A 16443-nucleotide genomic window follows, 5' to 3' on the forward strand; every position below is an offset into this window, starting at 1 on the left:
GCAAAGGATTTGTTATAATACACTTGTATAAGGGAAGAAGGAATGGATGTGCATCTAGCAACCCTAGCAAGTGGGAGCTCCGGCAATGCGATTGTGGTTGGGCATGAGAAGAGGAATCTTCTTGTGGATTGCGGTATCAGCCTCAAGGCAACTGTACATAATCTATCGATGCTGGATATATCCCCTATGGAAGTTGAGGGAATCTTTATTACCCATGAGCACTCGGATCATGTTAAGGGCGTTGGGGCAGTCGCGCGGAAACTAAAGATACCCATCTACGCCTCAGCGAAGATCTGGGACGAGCTCAACCCCGCGATTGGGAAGCTCAAGGACGAACAGCGGGTGATTGTCAAGGATTCCTTTACCTGTGCCGGCATGCAAGTGCGAGTTTTTCCGACCTCTCATGATAGTAAAGAAAGCTATGGGGTGCGCATCGAAGCGGAGAAAGGTGGCTGTCAGGCAATTGGTATTGCTACAGACACAGGAATCATCACGGAAGAAATGCACCAGGCCTTAAAAGGCTGCGATGCCTTAGTGGTGGAGGCTAACCATGATCAGGAAATGCTCTGGCAAGGTAGCTATCCTTGGTATCTTAAAAAACGCATCAGCGGCAATTTTGGGCATTTGGAGAATAGCCAGCTGGCGGAAGGGCTTCTCCAATGGATCGAGGGGAATACTAAGCGGATCGTTTTATCGCATTTAAGTGAAGAAAACAATACGCCGGAACTGGCCCTTGCGACCATTCTGCGTATCCTCAAGGAATCTCGAGTAGCAAAAGAGAACCCGGACTTGAGATTAAGGGTAGCTCCCCGATATACACCGCATGAACTGATTGTTTTAGATGAATACTAAAGCAGTGAGGAGGTAATAACATGGGCTATTATAACCAAAATGACTATCCGGATTATCCAGAGAAGAGACAAAGGCCGCGTTTTTTCTCAACGATTGCTTTGGCTTTGATTAGTGCCATCATTGGTGGCTTAATCTCCGTAGCCTTAGTACCCACTCTCTATGGAAATCAAGCACCTGTCCAAAAGGAGGTTATTTTAGGCCAAGGTTCTTCGACACCCCCGGTGAGCATTACGAATCCGACCGGGTTTCCGGTGGTGGAGGTCGCTAAAACCGTGGGACCCGCTGTTGTGGGTATAGCCAATTTCCAGTCCCGGGGCAGTATCTTCGGTGGTACGGGTTTGTCGGAAGCGGGGACGGGATCAGGCTTTATCATTGATGCCAACTATGGCTATATCGTCACGAACTACCATGTGATTGCCGATGCCTCACGGCTACTGGTTAGTTTAGCCGACGGGAGAAATGTAGAAGCCACTTTGGTCGGTCAAGACCCACGCACTGACCTAGCGGTAATCAAGATTGCTCCTGAGAATCTGACGGCGACACAGCTAGGCAATTCCGATCAGGTGCAAGTCGGTGAACCGGTCGTGGCCATTGGTAATCCCGGAGGAGAAGAATTTGCGCGTTCTGTCACCCAAGGGGTGGTTTCCGCTAAGAATCGGATTCTTTTAATCGAAGGTGAATCTAGCTTTAACTTAATTCAGACCGATGCAGCGATCAACCCGGGGAACAGTGGTGGCCCTTTGGTCAATTATAACGGTCAAGTGATCGGGATTAACTCTGCCAAGAATGCCGAAGTAGGCTTTGAAGGGATGGGCTTTGCGATCCCTATTACCGATGCCATACCCGTCATCCAGCAACTGATTGAGAAGGGCTACTTTAGCCACCCCGGACTCTTGGTCTCCATTGACACACGCTATAGTCCAGAGTGGGCAGTTCAAAAGGGCTGGCCGGCAGGTGCCTACGTCTCCAATGTGGATGCCAGAGGGCCGGCGGGTCAAGCCGGTATTCAGCCCGGAGATATTATCGTGAAGATCAACGGGGTAACGGTGCAGACATCCTTAGAGTTAACCCATGAGCTGTTTAAGTTTAAACCCGGAGACACCGTCACGGTGACTTATTATCGCAACGGTAAAACAACTGATGTGCAAGCGAAGCTCGTTGAGATAAGAACAAGTTAACCCAATTAAGTGGTGACTAAGATAATTGAGGGAGGAGATGATGAGTTCATCATCCTCCCTCGTAGTATTTATCCTAGATTATGATTGCCGAGGAGCGTCGAAAATGCTACAGATCAAGGTTGTTGCCGTAGGAAAAGTCCGAGAGAAATATCTCCTCGAAGGAATTAAAGAATACGTGAAGCGTTTAAGTGCTTATGTTCGTCTTGAGATTGTAGAAATAGCTGATGAGCCCTGTCCAGAGCGTCTCTCCACGGCTGATGAAGAGCGAGTGAAGGGAAAAGAAGGGGAGCGGATCCTGAAAGGGATTGGGCCCCAAGAGCATGTCATTCTGCTGGATCTCAAGGGGAAAGAATTTTCTTCTCCGGGACTTTCGGAGTACTTGGACCATCTCGCGTTGATAGGACAGAGCAATATCACCTTTCTTATCGGCGGCTCCCTAGGAGTTTCTGAGGAAGTAAGGCAACGTGCTGATTACCGCTGGTCTTTTTCCCAACTCACCTTTCCCCACCCCCTCATGCGCTTGATTCTACTGGAACAAATCTATCGTGCTATGAAGATCAGCAAGGGTGAGCCGTATCACAAGTAGATAAGATTTAAGAAACAGAAGAATTACCTTTCCCCTATAATATGCCAGCACTATGTCATTCTTACAGTGGAGGGATACCTATTGAAATGGATTTCTAAAAAGAATAAGAAACCTGTATTATTATTACTAGTTATTGCTTTTATCATTGCTGGTCTACTTGATATTAAGTATGAAGGATTATTCTTTCATCTATTACCTAACTCAGTTCAATCATATTTAGCAGATATTTTTTAAGAAAAGAGGTGCAGTTTCTTCAGAATACTTAATAGAGCAAGATAGAGCCCCCAGGTACCACTATTTTGGTGGTATCTGGGGGCTCTGTAATTCAGAGGTTTAAGTCTGCAGATTCATCTGGCAACTTATTTTGTATAGTTATCGAAGTAACCCTTAATATAAATCATGGGTGTCCCCTTATCGCCACTACCGGAGGTTAAATCCGATAATGAACCAATGAGGTCTGTCAGCCTCCGGGGTGTAGTTCCTTGGGATTCCATGGCACCTACCAGGTCTTCGCACTTATTTTGGATATAATCGGATATGGCTTGCTTTTGGTCTTCACCGCTGAGGTGGCAGAAATTGTTGTCAGCCAAGTATTTTAACTTTACTTCGCTTGGTGTACCGTTAAGTCCTTCGGTGTAAGCGGGCGAAACAACCGGGTCTGCCAGCTCCCAAATCTTACCCACGGGATCCTTGAAGGCACCATCACCATAAACCATGACTTCGATGGTTTTGCCCGTGAGCTCCTTGATCTTTGCTTGGATGCCATCAACGATCGGCTGGCAATTTGTTGGAAAAAGCTTTACGCTTTCCTCTGTTGCTTTATTGGAACCAAGCAGTCCATAGGATTCGTTGAAACCGCTTCCATTAATGGATTTAGTGAGAATATCATCTAGGCCTAAGACAGTCACAGCTCCATTGCTTTTGAGAATACGTTTTGTACGAAAACGGGAGTGAATATCACAAGTTAGAACATGCTTAGTATAATCTAAAATGGTTTTTGGATTATTGGAAAAGATAACCTGACAAGAAGCACCTTCAGCTTCGATTAATTCCTTATAGTACTCGATATAATCAACCCCAGTGAAGGGGTGCTTGATATAACCAAAATGCTCGCGGAACTCGCTTTCCGTCAATACATCGCTCCAGGGGTTGATCCCTTTAGCATCGAGTGCATCAATGTCTACAAGGTGGTTACCTACTTCATCTGATGGATAGCTCAGCATCAAAATGACGTTCTTGATCCCTTTGGCAATACCTCTTAAGCAGACAGCAAATCGATTACGGCTGAGAATAGGAAAAATGATACCCACAGTTTCCTCGCCAAATTTAGCTTTAACATCAGCTGCAATGGCCTCAATTGTGGCATAGTTTCCTTGGGCACGTGCTACAACAGATTCTGTGACAGTGACAATGTCACGATCCTCGATAGGAAAGCCCTCAACCTTTGCAGCATTTAACACAGTATCGACAACGATTTTTTCGATGTTATCGCCTTGATTAATAATAGGACCGCGAAGTCCTCGTACTACCGTGCCAACGACTCTTTCCAAAATAATCTCTCCTTCAAATGATAGCAATTTTATAATAAATTTTGCACAAATTACCAACCATATTCTACTATACTATTTTATGATATCATAAGTAAAGTTAATATTTATAATATCAGATATAAGGAGAGATAATATGATTGGAAAATTAGACTTATATCGAGTATTTAATGTGGTTAGTCGTAAGAAAAGTATTTCCAGAGCAGCAGAAGAACTCTATATGACCCAATCTGCTGTCAGTCAAGCCATTTCAAAGCTCGAGAAAGAATTAGAAGTACAGCTTTTTTATAGAACCTCCAAGGGAGTAGTATTGACGCAACAAGGGAGTTTATTAAATGAGCATATAAAATCTGCTCTAGGAATTATCAATGCCGCAGAGGACAAGATACTGGAATTTAAAACCTTGAAGACTGGGCAATTGCGCATTGGGGTTGGAGACACAATATCTCGCTATTTTTTATTACCCTATTTGGAGGAGTTTCATACACGTTACTCAGGTATTAAATTAAAGATATTAAATGGAACAACACTAGAGATCTGCAATTATATTAAATCAGGAAAGGCCGATGTGGGACTATGCAATTTACCTATCTATGACGAGCACCTCAAGGTTATACCCTGTAAGGAGATTCAGGACATCTTTGTTTGCGGAGAAAAGTATAAAAAAATAACGGAAGCTCCCATTAGCTTAGAGAATCTAATGGAATTGCCGTTGATTTTTTTAGAAAGGAATTCCAATTCGCGAATGTATGTGGAAAACTTCTTGAAAAAGAAAGGCTATCCTATTTCACCAGTGTTTGAATTGGGTTCCCACGATCTCGCCTTAGAATTTGCAAAAATAAATCTTGGTATTTCTTGTGTCATAAAAGAATTTTCCAAGGATTATTTAGAGCGAGGAGATTTATATGAGATAAAGCTAGAGGAGCAGATTCCCAAAAGAAGCATCGGCATCTGTTTTTTAGATCATGTTCCTTTATCGAACGCTGCTAAGGAGTTTGTCGAAAGTATCAATAAGGTATAAGCTCACGTCTGCAATAAAGAGGCACATAAAATAATCATAGTTGTCCAGCTGAGCTTTTTCATAAAGATATGACTCCTTCGGTTAATTATGCTAGTATTTTAATAGATGAAGTAATATCTATGGTAAATATGGCTCTTGTTTCGAAAAAGTTGTAGAGATCAATTGATTGTTTTTGGTGGAGGTATGGGATGAAGTATGCTGTAAATTTGTACTTTAATAAACAGGCAGAAAATGAGATACGGGACATTTGGAAGGAATTATCAACATTAGATAGTGGCAAATGTATGGCCTGTGATAATGGGAGACCTCATATTACTTTAGCCATTTATGATAACCTTAGTTTAGACATGGCCCAGGAAAGAATCCAAGAACTTGCTGAGGAGATCACTTCCTTTAAACTAAGGCTTCTGCAGATTGGCATTTTTCCTCATAATAAAGGGGCGATCTTTTTAACCCCCAACCTGATTGATGAATTGTTCTATATCCATCGACAGTTACATCAAATATTCCAAGATTATGAAGAGCAGGGTTCGGATTATTATAAACCTCAGGCCTGGTATCCCCATTGCACCCTTTCCCTGGAGACTCCACTGGCTGATATACCTGAGGTTCTTGGTCATATTCTTAAGATTTTTAGCCCTATCGATGTGACGATTGAGTCCATCGGGATTGTCAGTCTCGATCCAATCGAATATTTATTTGAGACTACTTTGAAAAAGGGGTAAAGAGGACGGAATGGATAAGGGTAGTTTAAGGTCATCATGTTAAAGGGTAAATTTCTGATTGGAATGGTTAATCTCAAAAATACGGGTCGGCGTCCCAGCCATTTTTTCTGCGAAGTTTTTTGTTGTAGTGAAATCATCCCAAAAATGCATGGGAAAGAGAATTTGCGGTTTTACCTCCTGAATAAAATATTCAGCCCCAAGGGAGTAATATTGCTCTAATCTTGGATCTACAGGGAAGAAAGCGATGTCGATGCTTTCTCCTTTTATTTTGGCTATCTCCTCTTTGAACATGGCTTCAGCTCTTTGAATATCTGCCTGAGGTTCTCCCCACCAATGCCACCAGTTAAGATCGCCGGCATGAAAGACTTGTGCTCCCCCTTGATCCACAAGTTCAAGGAGAAAGGAGATTCCTATATCAGTAGATCCATAGGCCTTAATTTTTAAATCATCAATAGGGGTTTTTTCATAGGGGGATAAAAAAGTGATATTTTCACCTTTTGGGGGGATGTGGGAGTCTCCCTCGATATCAGAGCTAAAAATGTAGTGGATGTTGGGATAATCCTTTTGCCATTCGAGAATTGCCGGATTAAAGTGGTCTGGATGGGAGTGAGAAGAAAAGACATAGATTTTCTTATTGTCGGGAAGTTGAAGGGAGCCTTGATAGTAGTCAAAGACCAGAAGGGACTGGTCTGTTTCTACTTTAAAACCACTGTGCTGGATATATTCAATAGTTATGCCAAGGCTTCTTATGGGAGTGTTCATGAAATGCCCTCCATTATATGAGATTTATACAAAAAGAGTTTGTGTTCTTTCTTAAAAATTACTACACTATGGATAAGGGTGCAATACGAATACGGGTCAATGTGGAAAAAAGGGGGATACCGCAATGAAGTTTAAATTTACCCACAATAATTTTAATGTGCTTGATCTCGAGAAAAGTCTGGCTTTCTATAAAGAAGCCCTAGGGTTCCAAGAGGTAAGGAGAATAGCGCCGGAAAGCGGTGAATTTATCCTCGTCTATTTAGGGGATGGAGCAACCTCACATACCCTAGAGCTTACTTGGTTGAGGGACAGGAGTGAACCCTATAATCTTGGGGAAAATGAATTTCATCTCGCCCTTGAGGTGGATGATTACGAGTCAGCTCATGCGCATCACCAAAAGATGGGCTGCATTTGTTATGAAAATGAGGCAATGGGCATCTATTTTATTAACGACCCCGACAATTATTGGCTAGAGATTCTGCCGAGTTCCATGGCCTAAGAAGCAGCCAGCCCACATTGCAGATGGAGAATTAATAGCGATAGGGTTCTGATTTGCGTTAAGTAAATCAGAACCCTTCTTTGTTAGAATCAGGACTATTATCAGCGACTACTTATTCTCGATAACCGGGATAGGCTCATTGGAGACTTCGTCCAAGCGATCTTCCCAGAGATATTTCTTGGTCTCCGATACAATCACACCACTTAGGAGCAAGAGGGCCACAAGGTTGGGGATCGCCATCATCGCGTTCATGGCATCGGCAAAATCCCAGACGAATTGGAGAGTGACTATCGAACCGAAGAAGACGGCCGTAACCCAGAGAAGGCGGTAAGGGAGAATTCCCTTTTTACCCAAGAGATATTCAACAGCCCTTTCACCATAATAAGACCAGCCGAGGATCGTTGAAAAAACGAAGGTTAATAGACCAAAGGTCAAAACAATGGGACCAACGACTGGAATTTGGTTAAAGGCCATAGATGTTAAATCGCCACCCTTTAATCCCTCAGCAGCCGTCGGATTGCTGATTATACTGCTGACGACGACTAGGCCGGTCATCAAGCAGACGACCACTGTATCCCAAAACGTTCCCGTGGCAGAGACAAGAGCTTGACGAACAGGGTTTCTCGTTTGAGCAGCAGCGGCCACGATTGGAGCGGAGCCTAAACCAGATTCATTGGAGAAGAGCCCGCGGGCAATACCATAGCGAGCGGCCATGATGACACTGGCACCGACAAAGCCGCCGCCGGCAGCGGTAGGAGTGAAAGCGGATTTACAAATTAAAGTAACAGCAGGCCATACGTATTGGGAATTCATAACCAGGATAATGAGACACCCCAGGACATAAGCAATAGCCATAAAGGGAACGAATTTTTCACATACGCGAGCGATCGATTTTACACCGCCAATAATGACAACCCCCGTCAAGGCAGCTAAGAGAAGACCCGTAATAATGGGGCTAATGTGGAATTGAGTATTCAGCATACCTGAGATAGAGTTAGCCTGAGTCATATTGCCAATGCCGAAGGCAGCAATCGAGGTAAAGATACAGAACAGAACTGCTAGCCATTTCATGCCCAATCCTCTTTCCAGTGCATACATGGGCCCACCGAGCATAGTGCCGTCAGAAGTCTTGACCCGATACTTTACCGCTAATAAAGACTCACCATATTTAGTGGCAATACCAAATACTCCAGTCAACCAGCACCAAAGCACCGCACCGGGGCCGCCTAAGGCAACAGCCGTAGCCACGCCGACGATATTACCGGTGCCGATGGTGGCCGCTAGAGCGGTCGTCAGGGCTCCGAATTGGCTGACATCCCCCGCTGCGTCGGGGTCCTTAGTGAGAGAGAGTTTAATCCCTTTGATGATATACCTTTGAATAAAACGAGTACGAAAAGTAAGAAATAAGTGCGTACCAAAGAGCAAGACCAGAATAGGTGGTCCCCAGAGGTAACCGTTCAACCAGATAATAAAGTTGTGCAAAGTCTCCATAATGTTTTCTCCTCCTTTAATCTCATGTATCTGCCCTCTCAACTGCTCATTAGGGTTGCGTTTATATAAAAAGAGCCAATCTTAAAGATTGACTCTGAGTAGGCGGACGAGGGGTACACAATAAGGAGAATGCTTTGTAGCAACTCCTTTTTATCTCTGTCCTTTTGCCTGAGAGATTTACAACACATCATTGTATTGCCCCTTCGGCGCCCTAAATCGAGTCTCTCCAGAGTTCTGTCCATTTCCGGTCTTCGACTTGTTTCGTCACCTGAAAGTTTAACTTCTTCGGCGGGCTAGAGCCCTTCTCCCGTAAATCTCATCCAGTAAAATTATGAAGTTCATGATTATCTGACTATTCAGATTAGTCCAATATCTCAATAAAGATATTTATAATTATAAAGAAACTATCCATTTTATTCAAGATATTTAGGAATATATTTTGATTTTTGAAAAGGGCTTGCCTGTTGCATTGAATTGCGCTTGCATATAATATTTACTTATTTTAGGAAATGGTATATAATAAAAGACAATTCAACATTCCCTTTTTTTCGAAAAATATATAACCATTATTAGCGGCTATCTGGCGATAGTCGCTCTATATTTATCACAAGTGATCACAAGAAAAGGAAGGTTCAGGAGAAATGAGAAGGAAAATTAGTATCACAGCCGTTGATCAGGAGCGTCTCTTAAAGCTTATCAATAAGGAAAGAGAGTTTGGTAGCGCTAAAAACCAGGATTATTTAAAAAACCTTGAGCAGGAATTGAATAATGCGGATGTGGTATCCTCAGCAGAGATTCCTCGTGATGCCATTACTATGAATACCCAAGTAACGCTTAAGGATATGGAGTCCGGAGAAGAGACTACATATACCTTGGTTTATCCTGAAGATGCTGATTTATTGGAAGATAAAATTTCCGTCCTTGCCCCTGTGGGGACGGCTATACTTGGTTATCGCCAAGGGGATACCATTGATTGGAAAGTCCCTGATGGTGTGGTTCGCCTCAAAGTCGAAAAGATTGTTTATCAACCTGAGGCTGCCGGAGACTATGATTTATAAGCCTTAGAACATTCTACAGGAAAGGTTGATATCCATGGACAATGATAATAAATCGTCCAATTTTCTACGCCACATTATTCTTGAGGATCTACGAACAGGAAAAGTGGATCAAATCTATACACGATTCCCCCCCGAACCTAATGGATATTTACATATTGGACATGCAAAATCTATTTGCTTAAACTTTGGTTTAGGTGACGAGTTCAAAGGGAAGACCAACCTGCGTTTTGATGATACGAACCCCGTGAAGGAAGATACGGAATATGTCGAGTCGATTAAAGAAGATGTGAAGTGGCTGGGATTTGAATGGGATAATCTCTTCTTTGCTTCAGATTATTTCGAGGAGATGCACAAACGAGCAGTGCTCTTAATTAAGAAGGGCAAGGCCTTTGTCTGTGATCTATCAGCAGAGGAGATGCGGAAAAACCGCGGCACCTTGACGGAACCCGGCCAAGAAAGCCCTTATCGCAATCGCAGTGTCGAGGAGAATCTCGACTTATTTGAAAGAATGCGGCAAGGGGAATTTAAGGACGGGGAAAAGGTTCTCCGGGCGAAAATTGATATGTCCTCCCCGAACATCAACATGCGTGATCCTGTGCTGTATCGGATTGCTCATGCCAGCCATCATAATACAGGGGATACCTGGTGCATTTATCCTATGTACGATTATGCTCATCCCTTAGAGGATGCTATCGAAGGAATTACTCATTCCATTTGCACCTTGGAATTTGAGGATCATCGTCCTCTCTATGACTGGGTGGTTCGGGAATGTGAGATGGAAAATGTCCCCCATCAATATGAATTTGCCCGCTTAAATATGACGAATACTGTGATGAGCAAACGTAAATTAAAACAGCTGGTGGATGACAAGGTTGTTGATGGTTGGGATGACCCTAGAATGCCAACGATCTCAGGATTGCGACGTCGGGGCTATACTCCGGAAGCCATTCGCGCCTTTGCTCAAGCGATCGGGGTTGCCAGATCGGAAAGTGTCGTCGATTCCAAAATGTTGGAGCACTTTATTCGCGAGGATCTGAAGCTCAGAGTACCTAGGCCTATGGCAGTAATCAGACCCTTAAAGGTCGTCATCACCAATTACCCAGAAGGTCAAGTGGAGATGCTAGACGCCGATAACAATAAAGAGAATCTGGAGATGGGTAAACGCCAAATTCCTTTCTCCCGTGAAATCTATATTGAGCAAGAGGATTTTATGGAGAATCCTCCGCCAAAGTACCATCGACTCTATCCGGGCAACGAGGTTCGCTTAATTGACGCTTACTTCATCAAGTGTGAAGAGGTCATTAAGGATGAGGCAGGCACGATTATCGAGATTCGTTGTACCTATGACCCGGAAACGAAAAGTGGTACCGGCTTTGCCGGACGTAAGGTAAAGGGGACCATTCATTGGGTAGAAGCTACTCAGGCAGTTCCTACTGAGTTTCGCCTTTATGACGCCTTGATTCTTGATGATGAGGAAGAAGAGGAAGGAAAAACCTTCTTGGATTATCTCAATCCGGACTCTTTGGAGATCTTACAAGGATTTGTTGAGCCCTCTATGAAAGAGGCAAGGCCTCAGGATAAGTTCCAATTCCCCCGTCATGGTTACTTCAACGTGGATCCGAAATATACGACTCCCGAAAAGTTGGTTTTTAACCTCATTGTTTCTCTGAAGAGCTCCTTTGTGATCAAATAAGGTAGCGTGCTGAGGATTAATCGGGGAAAGTCGGTATAACTCATTGTTGAGCCTACACGATATTAGAGGGGCGTTGCTTAGCGAAGAATACTTCGTTAAGCAACGCCCCTTTGTGCGTGCTTATTTCTCGTTGTAGAGGATCATAACGTAATGCTCCAAGAAGGCTTTCCATTGAATCTCAACAATTTCATTGCACTCCTATCCTCCCCTTAGGGGCTGGTCAGCAGCCCTGCTTTTAGTCGAATGTCGTGGAATGATGCGCGATGGGACCCACTTGTCCTTGGGTAGCTTTAAGCAAATCTTGGGCACGAGCATAGATTTGCAGTCCCCGTGTCCCAGCGCTGATAGCAATTTTCTCGTGCAGCAGAATATCTTCCTGAAAAAATACTGGATACTTCTTCTTGGTTCCTAAGGGCGATACACCACCGCGGATATAACCGGTCAAGGGCTGAACTTCTTTGAGAGCAACAACTTCAACTTTTTTGTTGCCACTTACTTGCGCTAAAGCTTTAAGATTGAGCTCATAATGAGCGGGGATACAAGCCACAAGAATGCCTGTTTTATCCCCTCGCGTGACGAGTGTTTTATAGATTAATTCCGGAGACATGCCAACCTTTTGGGCAACAGTGGTGGCAGAGAGGTCTGCCTCATCCACTTCATAAGGCATCAGTTCATAAGGTATGCCGGCTTGATCGAGGATCCGAGCGGCATTGGTTTTCTGGGCCATACAACGTCACCTTTCTTATTGTCGGAAAAATAGATTAGAAAAGTTCTTCTGCACTTACTATAGGAAAAGCTGTGGACGCTTGTCAAGTGATGACTTGACTAGACAAGCTGACTATTTCTCGTTATGATAGCTAAGATAATTAAAAAAGTAGTCTGTGTCGAAGAAGGTGTAGTTTTGGAGCTATTATCAATAGAGTTATGGCTGATGATGAGCGGAATTATCTTCTGTGCGACCTTTACTCAAGTTTTAACCGGTTTTGGCTTTGGACTGGTTGCAGTTCCCCTACTCTTATTTATCTTACCAAGCCAACAAGCACTTTTAGCAGGAATGATCTTATCCATGCTATCTTCGGCCATGCAAGGGGTGCAAATGCGTCACTTAGCTCGCTGGGATTTAATTTTTCGGCTTCTGCTGTTTAGTATTCCGGGGCTCGTCCTTGGTATTATCTTAAGTGAGTATATAAACGGACTATATATCAAAGGAATCGTCGGTAGTGTGCTCATAAGCTATGTGGGGTGGCAGTGGTTTAGATTAAAAACGCCTCCTTCAGAAGCCGCTACTGCAGACGAATCGGATGGAGCCGATCAAGGTCTCAAGACCTTCTCCCTAGTATTTATCCTCGTGGCTTTGTCTTCGGGACTACTTAATGGCTTGGCAGCTATTCCCGGTCCCCCCATCGTCGCGTTACTCATCAAATATTTAAAAAAGGATGCCTTCCAGGCCACGACCGTCAATTTTTTCTTTTTGCAATACGCTATGACATCTATCTCCAAAGCTGTTCTTTTTCAAGGGAACTTCACGTTTCCCTTTGCTGTCTTGCTGGCCAGCATGATTTTAGCTATTGTACTCGGCTATCTTATTGGACAGCCCATTCGAAAGCGTATCAATGAAGATCAGTTTAAAAAAGTTGTCTACGGACTGCTTTTGATTATTGGCTTAACATCAGTTGGCGAGCCAATATTTACACTATTGAATTAATGACAATGCTGCTATTGACAGGTGATGAGTCTTGTTCCATAATATAAAGATAATTCATAAAGTGAATGATAGAGGTGCAGTGGATTAAGAGTAATTATCCCGAGCTGGTCAGGCTATGACGGATAATGAAAGGAATCATTGCCGAAGCGTGGGGTCAAGGACAAAGGGCCTTTTGCTGGTCTTCCATTGAAGAAATGTAAGACTGTCACCGAAATCTCGGTGGAGTGCTATCTCGTGAAGTTAGAGGTGAAAGCTATCTTTTGCCTTTAGAAACGGTTACGAGCGGACTCGTAACCGTTTTTTAACTATCAGACTTCTATGCAGCCTAGGCAACACCACTTGCTGAGTCGAAAGTCTTGTCTGGGTCGAGGAGCCTACTCACATAGGTCGCAATAGTAGTAACGTTCATATACTAGGATTAGGAGGGTTGTCAAATGGCAGTAAAGAATTTGCCTTTTAGCCAAGAACAATTAATGAAGATTATCGAGCAGTTTGGAACGCCTTTTCATATTTATGACGAGCAGGCCATTCGACTAAATGCCCGGAGACTACAAGCAGCCTTTGCTTGGGCGCCGGAGTTTAAGGAGTACTTTGCAGTCAAAGCTCTTCCCAATCCCCATATCCTTAAGATTCTTCGGGAAGAAGGCTTTGGGGCCGATTGTAGTTCCATGGCTGAGCTGATTTTAGCTGAGGCGGCTCGCATCACTGAGGAGAACATTATGTTCACCTCCAATAACACTCCGGCTGAAGAATACGTAAAGGCTAAGGAATTATGGGCGATCATTAACCTTGATGACATCACCCACATTGATTATCTGGAAAAGCATGCGGGACTACCGGAAGTGATTTCTTTCCGCTATAACCCCGGGTCATTGCGAGCAGGTAATGCTATTATCGGGAATCCCGAGGATTCCAAGTATGGCTTAACGAAGGAGCAATTGTTCCAAGCTTATGAAATTGTCCGTGATAAGGGCGTCAAGCGTTTTGGCCTGCATACCATGATTATATCCAACGAGCTTAAGCCAGAATTCTTCATTGAGACAGCAGAAATGATGTTTGACTTAGCCATTGAATTAAAAGAGAAGCTGGGCATCCGTCTGGAGTTTGTTAATTTTGGTGGCGGTATTGGTATCCCCTATCGCCCGGAGCAAGAACCGGTCGATTTGGAGTATATCGGCGAGGGGGTAAGGAAAGCTTACGAGGAAAGGATTATCCCCAATAGCTTAGATCCTTTGCGCATTTGCTTGGAATGTGGGCGGATGGTGACCGGACCCTATGGTTATCTGGTAACACAGGTAGTGCATAAAAAAGAGATCTATAAGGATTATGTGGGTGTAGATGCCAGCATGTCGGACCTGATGCGTCCAGGTATGTATGGAGCCTACCATCATATCACCGTCGTGGGAAAAGAGAATCTGTCCAAGGATCATATTTACGATGTGGCAGGGGCCTTATGTGAGAATAACGATAAGTTTGCTGTGGATCGGGAGCTTCCTCAAGTGGAGATTGGCGATACACTTGTCATCCATGATACAGGTGCCCACGGGCATGCCATGGGCTTTAACTATAACGGTAAGCTTCGTCATGCAGAGTTGTTGCTGCAGACGGATGGCAATGTAAAAATGATTCGCCGGGCCGAGACTCTGGATGATTATTTTGCCACCTTGGACTTTAGCGATCTTTGAACCAAATCAGTTCAGTGATAAAAGGAAACGTGCCTGGAATTAAAAATAACCTGCTTCAAGGAGTTAATACTCCTTATGAAGCAGGTTTTCTTGTAGGCATAAACACAGTGTTGTTCTGAGGTGTTATACGGCGCCTTGAGCCTTCATTGCTTCAGCGACCTTCAAAAAGCCAGCGATATTGGCTCCGGCCACTAAGTTACCTTCGAAGCCATATTCGGCAGCTGCTTTGCTGGCATTATGGTAAATGTTGACCATAATGTCTTTCAATTTGGCATCCACTTCTTCAAAGGTCCAAGAATATCTCATGCTGTTTTGGGACATTTCCAGAGCGGACACTGCCACCCCACCGGCATTGGATGCTTTACCCGGTGCAAAGATAACTTTGTTCTCATGAAAAACGTCAACAGCTTCCGGAGTGGAAGGCATATTGGCCCCTTCGCCCACGGCATAGCAACCATTTTTAATCAGAAGCTCAGCAGCTTCTCTATCCAATTCATTTTGGGTGGCACAAGGTAGAGCAACATCGCAAGGAATAGACCAGATGCCGGCACAGCCTTCATGGTATTCAGCCGAAGGATGCTGGGATACATAGTCCTTAATCCGCTTCCTCTCCACTTCCTTCAACTGGCGAACCGTATCGAGGTGAATGCCGTCTCGATCGTAGATATAGCCGTTAGAATCACTCATGGCGACGACCTTAGCCCCGAGCTCGTTGAGCTTTTGCACGGCGTAGATAGCAACATTTCCGGAACCGGAAACAACCACGGTAGCACCGGCAAAGGTCTTATCGACGGCTTTGAGCGCCTCTTCCATGAAGTAAACTAAGCCGTAGCCTGTTGCTTCGGTGCGGGCTAAGCTTCCGCCAAAGGTTAACCCTTTGCCGGTGAGAACACCTTCGTATTTATTGGTGATCCGTTTATATTGTCCAAACATATAGCCTACTTCGCGACCGCCGACCCCGATATCCCCAGCGGGTACGTCAGTATCTGCGCCAAGATAACGATAAAGCTCAGTCATGAAGCTTTGGCAGAATCTCATGATTTCTCCTTCGGATTTCCCCTTTGGATCGAAATCACTACCGCCTTTACCTCCGCCAATAGGTAAGCCTGTCAGGGAGTTTTTAAAGATTTGCTCGAAACCCAAGAATTTGATGATACCAAGGTAAACCGAGGGATGGAAGCGGAGTCCCCCTTTATAAGGTCCGATGGCACTGTTAAACTCGACACGGAAACCTCGATTGACTTGAACCTCACCTTGGTCATCTAACCAAGGAACCCGGAATAAAATTTGACGCTCAGGCTCAACAATCCGTTCTAAAATTCCTGCTTTTTGAAGATCAGGGCGTTTTTTAAAAACGGGTTCGAGAGATTCGAGCACCTCTTTGAGAGCTTGGTGAAATTCAACTTCACCGGGGTTGCGTTTAATGGCTTGATTGAGAACTTCTTGTACATAGGACATATTAAATTTTCCCCCTAAACATCTTTGTTTAGATTTTTTTCTCCTGTTCCTATTAATGTAACAGAAGTAACGTTGAAATATTCTCTATGATCGGTTAAATCCCTTTTTGTTCTAAGCGTGTGTATTGTATTCATGAAGATGAAGGATTATCCTACAAATACGTAGAATAAATCGGGTATAATA

At 44.0% G+C, this 16443-nt stretch carries 15 protein-coding genes and 2 riboswitches; of the genes, 10 read left to right on the top strand and 5 right to left on the bottom strand.

Features of this window, described 5'->3' with window-relative positions; genetic code table 11:
- Positions 1-48 precede the first annotated feature (48 nt).
- The 3 genes from AAC978_RS07055 (at position 49) to rlmH (ending at position 2616) form a co-directional block, all read left to right on the top strand.
- Positions 49-852, top strand: coding sequence for an MBL fold metallo-hydrolase (locus AAC978_RS07055; RefSeq protein WP_341547327.1), 804 nt, complete (start codon positions 49-51; stop codon positions 850-852).
- Positions 853-872: 20 nt separating this feature from the next.
- Positions 873-2030, top strand: coding sequence for a S1C family serine protease (locus AAC978_RS07060; RefSeq protein ID WP_341547328.1), 1158 nt, complete (start codon positions 873-875; stop codon positions 2028-2030).
- 103 nt (positions 2031-2133) lie between these two features.
- Entirely contained in the window at positions 2134-2616 is a 483-nt protein-coding gene (gene rlmH / locus AAC978_RS07065) for a 23S rRNA (pseudouridine(1915)-N(3))-methyltransferase RlmH (RefSeq protein WP_341547329.1), read from the top strand.
- Between the two features lie 359 nt (positions 2617-2975).
- Here rlmH and AAC978_RS07070 read toward each other — a convergent pair whose 3' ends face one another.
- Positions 2976-4166: a coenzyme F420-0:L-glutamate ligase gene (locus tag AAC978_RS07070; RefSeq protein WP_341547330.1), complete on the bottom strand. Its 1191-nt coding sequence runs from the start codon at positions 4164-4166 to the stop codon at positions 2976-2978.
- Between the two features lie 133 nt (positions 4167-4299).
- On the opposite strand from AAC978_RS07070, the gene AAC978_RS07075 reads away from it, so the two are divergent.
- Complete coding sequence (locus AAC978_RS07075; RefSeq protein ID WP_341547331.1) at positions 4300-5184, top strand: LysR family transcriptional regulator; 885 nt, start codon at positions 4300-4302, stop codon at positions 5182-5184.
- Between the two features lie 188 nt (positions 5185-5372).
- Positions 5373-5909 (top strand): 2'-5' RNA ligase family protein, encoded by a 537-nt coding sequence (locus AAC978_RS07080; protein WP_341547332.1) that lies wholly within the window; start codon positions 5373-5375, stop codon positions 5907-5909.
- Between the two features lie 39 nt (positions 5910-5948).
- Here the strand turns inward: AAC978_RS07080 and AAC978_RS07085 are convergent, their stop codons facing one another.
- A complete protein-coding gene (locus AAC978_RS07085) occupies positions 5949-6671 on the bottom strand; it encodes an MBL fold metallo-hydrolase (protein ID WP_341547333.1) in 723 nt (240 codons plus the stop codon).
- A 124-nt stretch (positions 6672-6795) separates the two neighbouring features.
- Here AAC978_RS07085 and AAC978_RS07090 point away from each other — a divergent pair, with 124 nt between their 5' ends.
- Complete coding sequence (locus tag AAC978_RS07090) at positions 6796-7170, top strand: VOC family protein (RefSeq protein ID WP_341547334.1); 375 nt, start codon at positions 6796-6798, stop codon at positions 7168-7170.
- 108 nt (positions 7171-7278) lie between these two features.
- Here the strand turns inward: AAC978_RS07090 and AAC978_RS07095 are convergent, their stop codons facing one another.
- The gene (locus AAC978_RS07095; RefSeq protein ID WP_341547335.1) at positions 7279-8661 is read right to left on the bottom strand and encodes an alanine/glycine:cation symporter family protein; all 1383 of its coding nucleotides are present in this window, start codon (positions 8659-8661) and stop codon (positions 7279-7281) included.
- A 146-nt stretch (positions 8662-8807) separates the two neighbouring features.
- Positions 8808-8901, bottom strand: a riboswitch (glycine riboswitch).
- Between the two features lie 401 nt (positions 8902-9302).
- Between AAC978_RS07095 and rnk the strand changes: the two genes are divergently transcribed.
- Together rnk and AAC978_RS07105 are read left to right on the top strand one after the other, a co-directional pair.
- Entirely contained in the window at positions 9303-9719 is a 417-nt protein-coding gene (gene rnk, locus AAC978_RS07100; RefSeq protein WP_341547336.1) for a nucleoside diphosphate kinase regulator, read from the top strand.
- 34 nt (positions 9720-9753) lie between these two features.
- The gene (locus tag AAC978_RS07105; protein WP_341547337.1) at positions 9754-11412 is read left to right on the top strand and encodes a glutamine--tRNA ligase/YqeY domain fusion protein; all 1659 of its coding nucleotides are present in this window, start codon (positions 9754-9756) and stop codon (positions 11410-11412) included.
- Between the two features lie 235 nt (positions 11413-11647).
- Here AAC978_RS07105 and ybaK read toward each other — a convergent pair whose 3' ends face one another.
- Complete coding sequence (gene ybaK, locus AAC978_RS07110; protein WP_341547338.1) at positions 11648-12139, bottom strand: Cys-tRNA(Pro) deacylase; 492 nt, start codon at positions 12137-12139, stop codon at positions 11648-11650.
- Positions 12140-12313: 174 nt separating this feature from the next.
- Here ybaK and AAC978_RS07115 point away from each other — a divergent pair, with 174 nt between their 5' ends.
- Together AAC978_RS07115 and lysA are read left to right on the top strand one after the other, a co-directional pair.
- On the top strand, positions 12314-13117 hold the full coding sequence (locus AAC978_RS07115; RefSeq protein ID WP_445900288.1) for a sulfite exporter TauE/SafE family protein: 804 nt from the start codon (positions 12314-12316) through the stop codon (positions 13115-13117).
- A 61-nt stretch (positions 13118-13178) separates the two neighbouring features.
- Positions 13179-13355: riboswitch (Lysine riboswitch) on the top strand.
- Between the two features lie 196 nt (positions 13356-13551).
- Positions 13552-14802 (top strand): diaminopimelate decarboxylase, encoded by a 1251-nt coding sequence (lysA, locus tag AAC978_RS07120; protein ID WP_341547340.1) that lies wholly within the window; start codon positions 13552-13554, stop codon positions 14800-14802.
- Between the two features lie 123 nt (positions 14803-14925).
- Here the strand turns inward: lysA and gdhA are convergent, their stop codons facing one another.
- Positions 14926-16260: an NADP-specific glutamate dehydrogenase gene (gene gdhA / locus AAC978_RS07125; protein ID WP_341547341.1), complete on the bottom strand. Its 1335-nt coding sequence runs from the start codon at positions 16258-16260 to the stop codon at positions 14926-14928.
- Between the last annotated feature and the right edge of the window lie 183 nt (positions 16261-16443).

It is taken from the genome of Desulfitobacterium sp. THU1, assembly GCF_038181555.1.
Classification (GTDB): domain Bacteria; phylum Bacillota; class Desulfitobacteriia; order Desulfitobacteriales; family Desulfitobacteriaceae; genus Desulfitobacterium.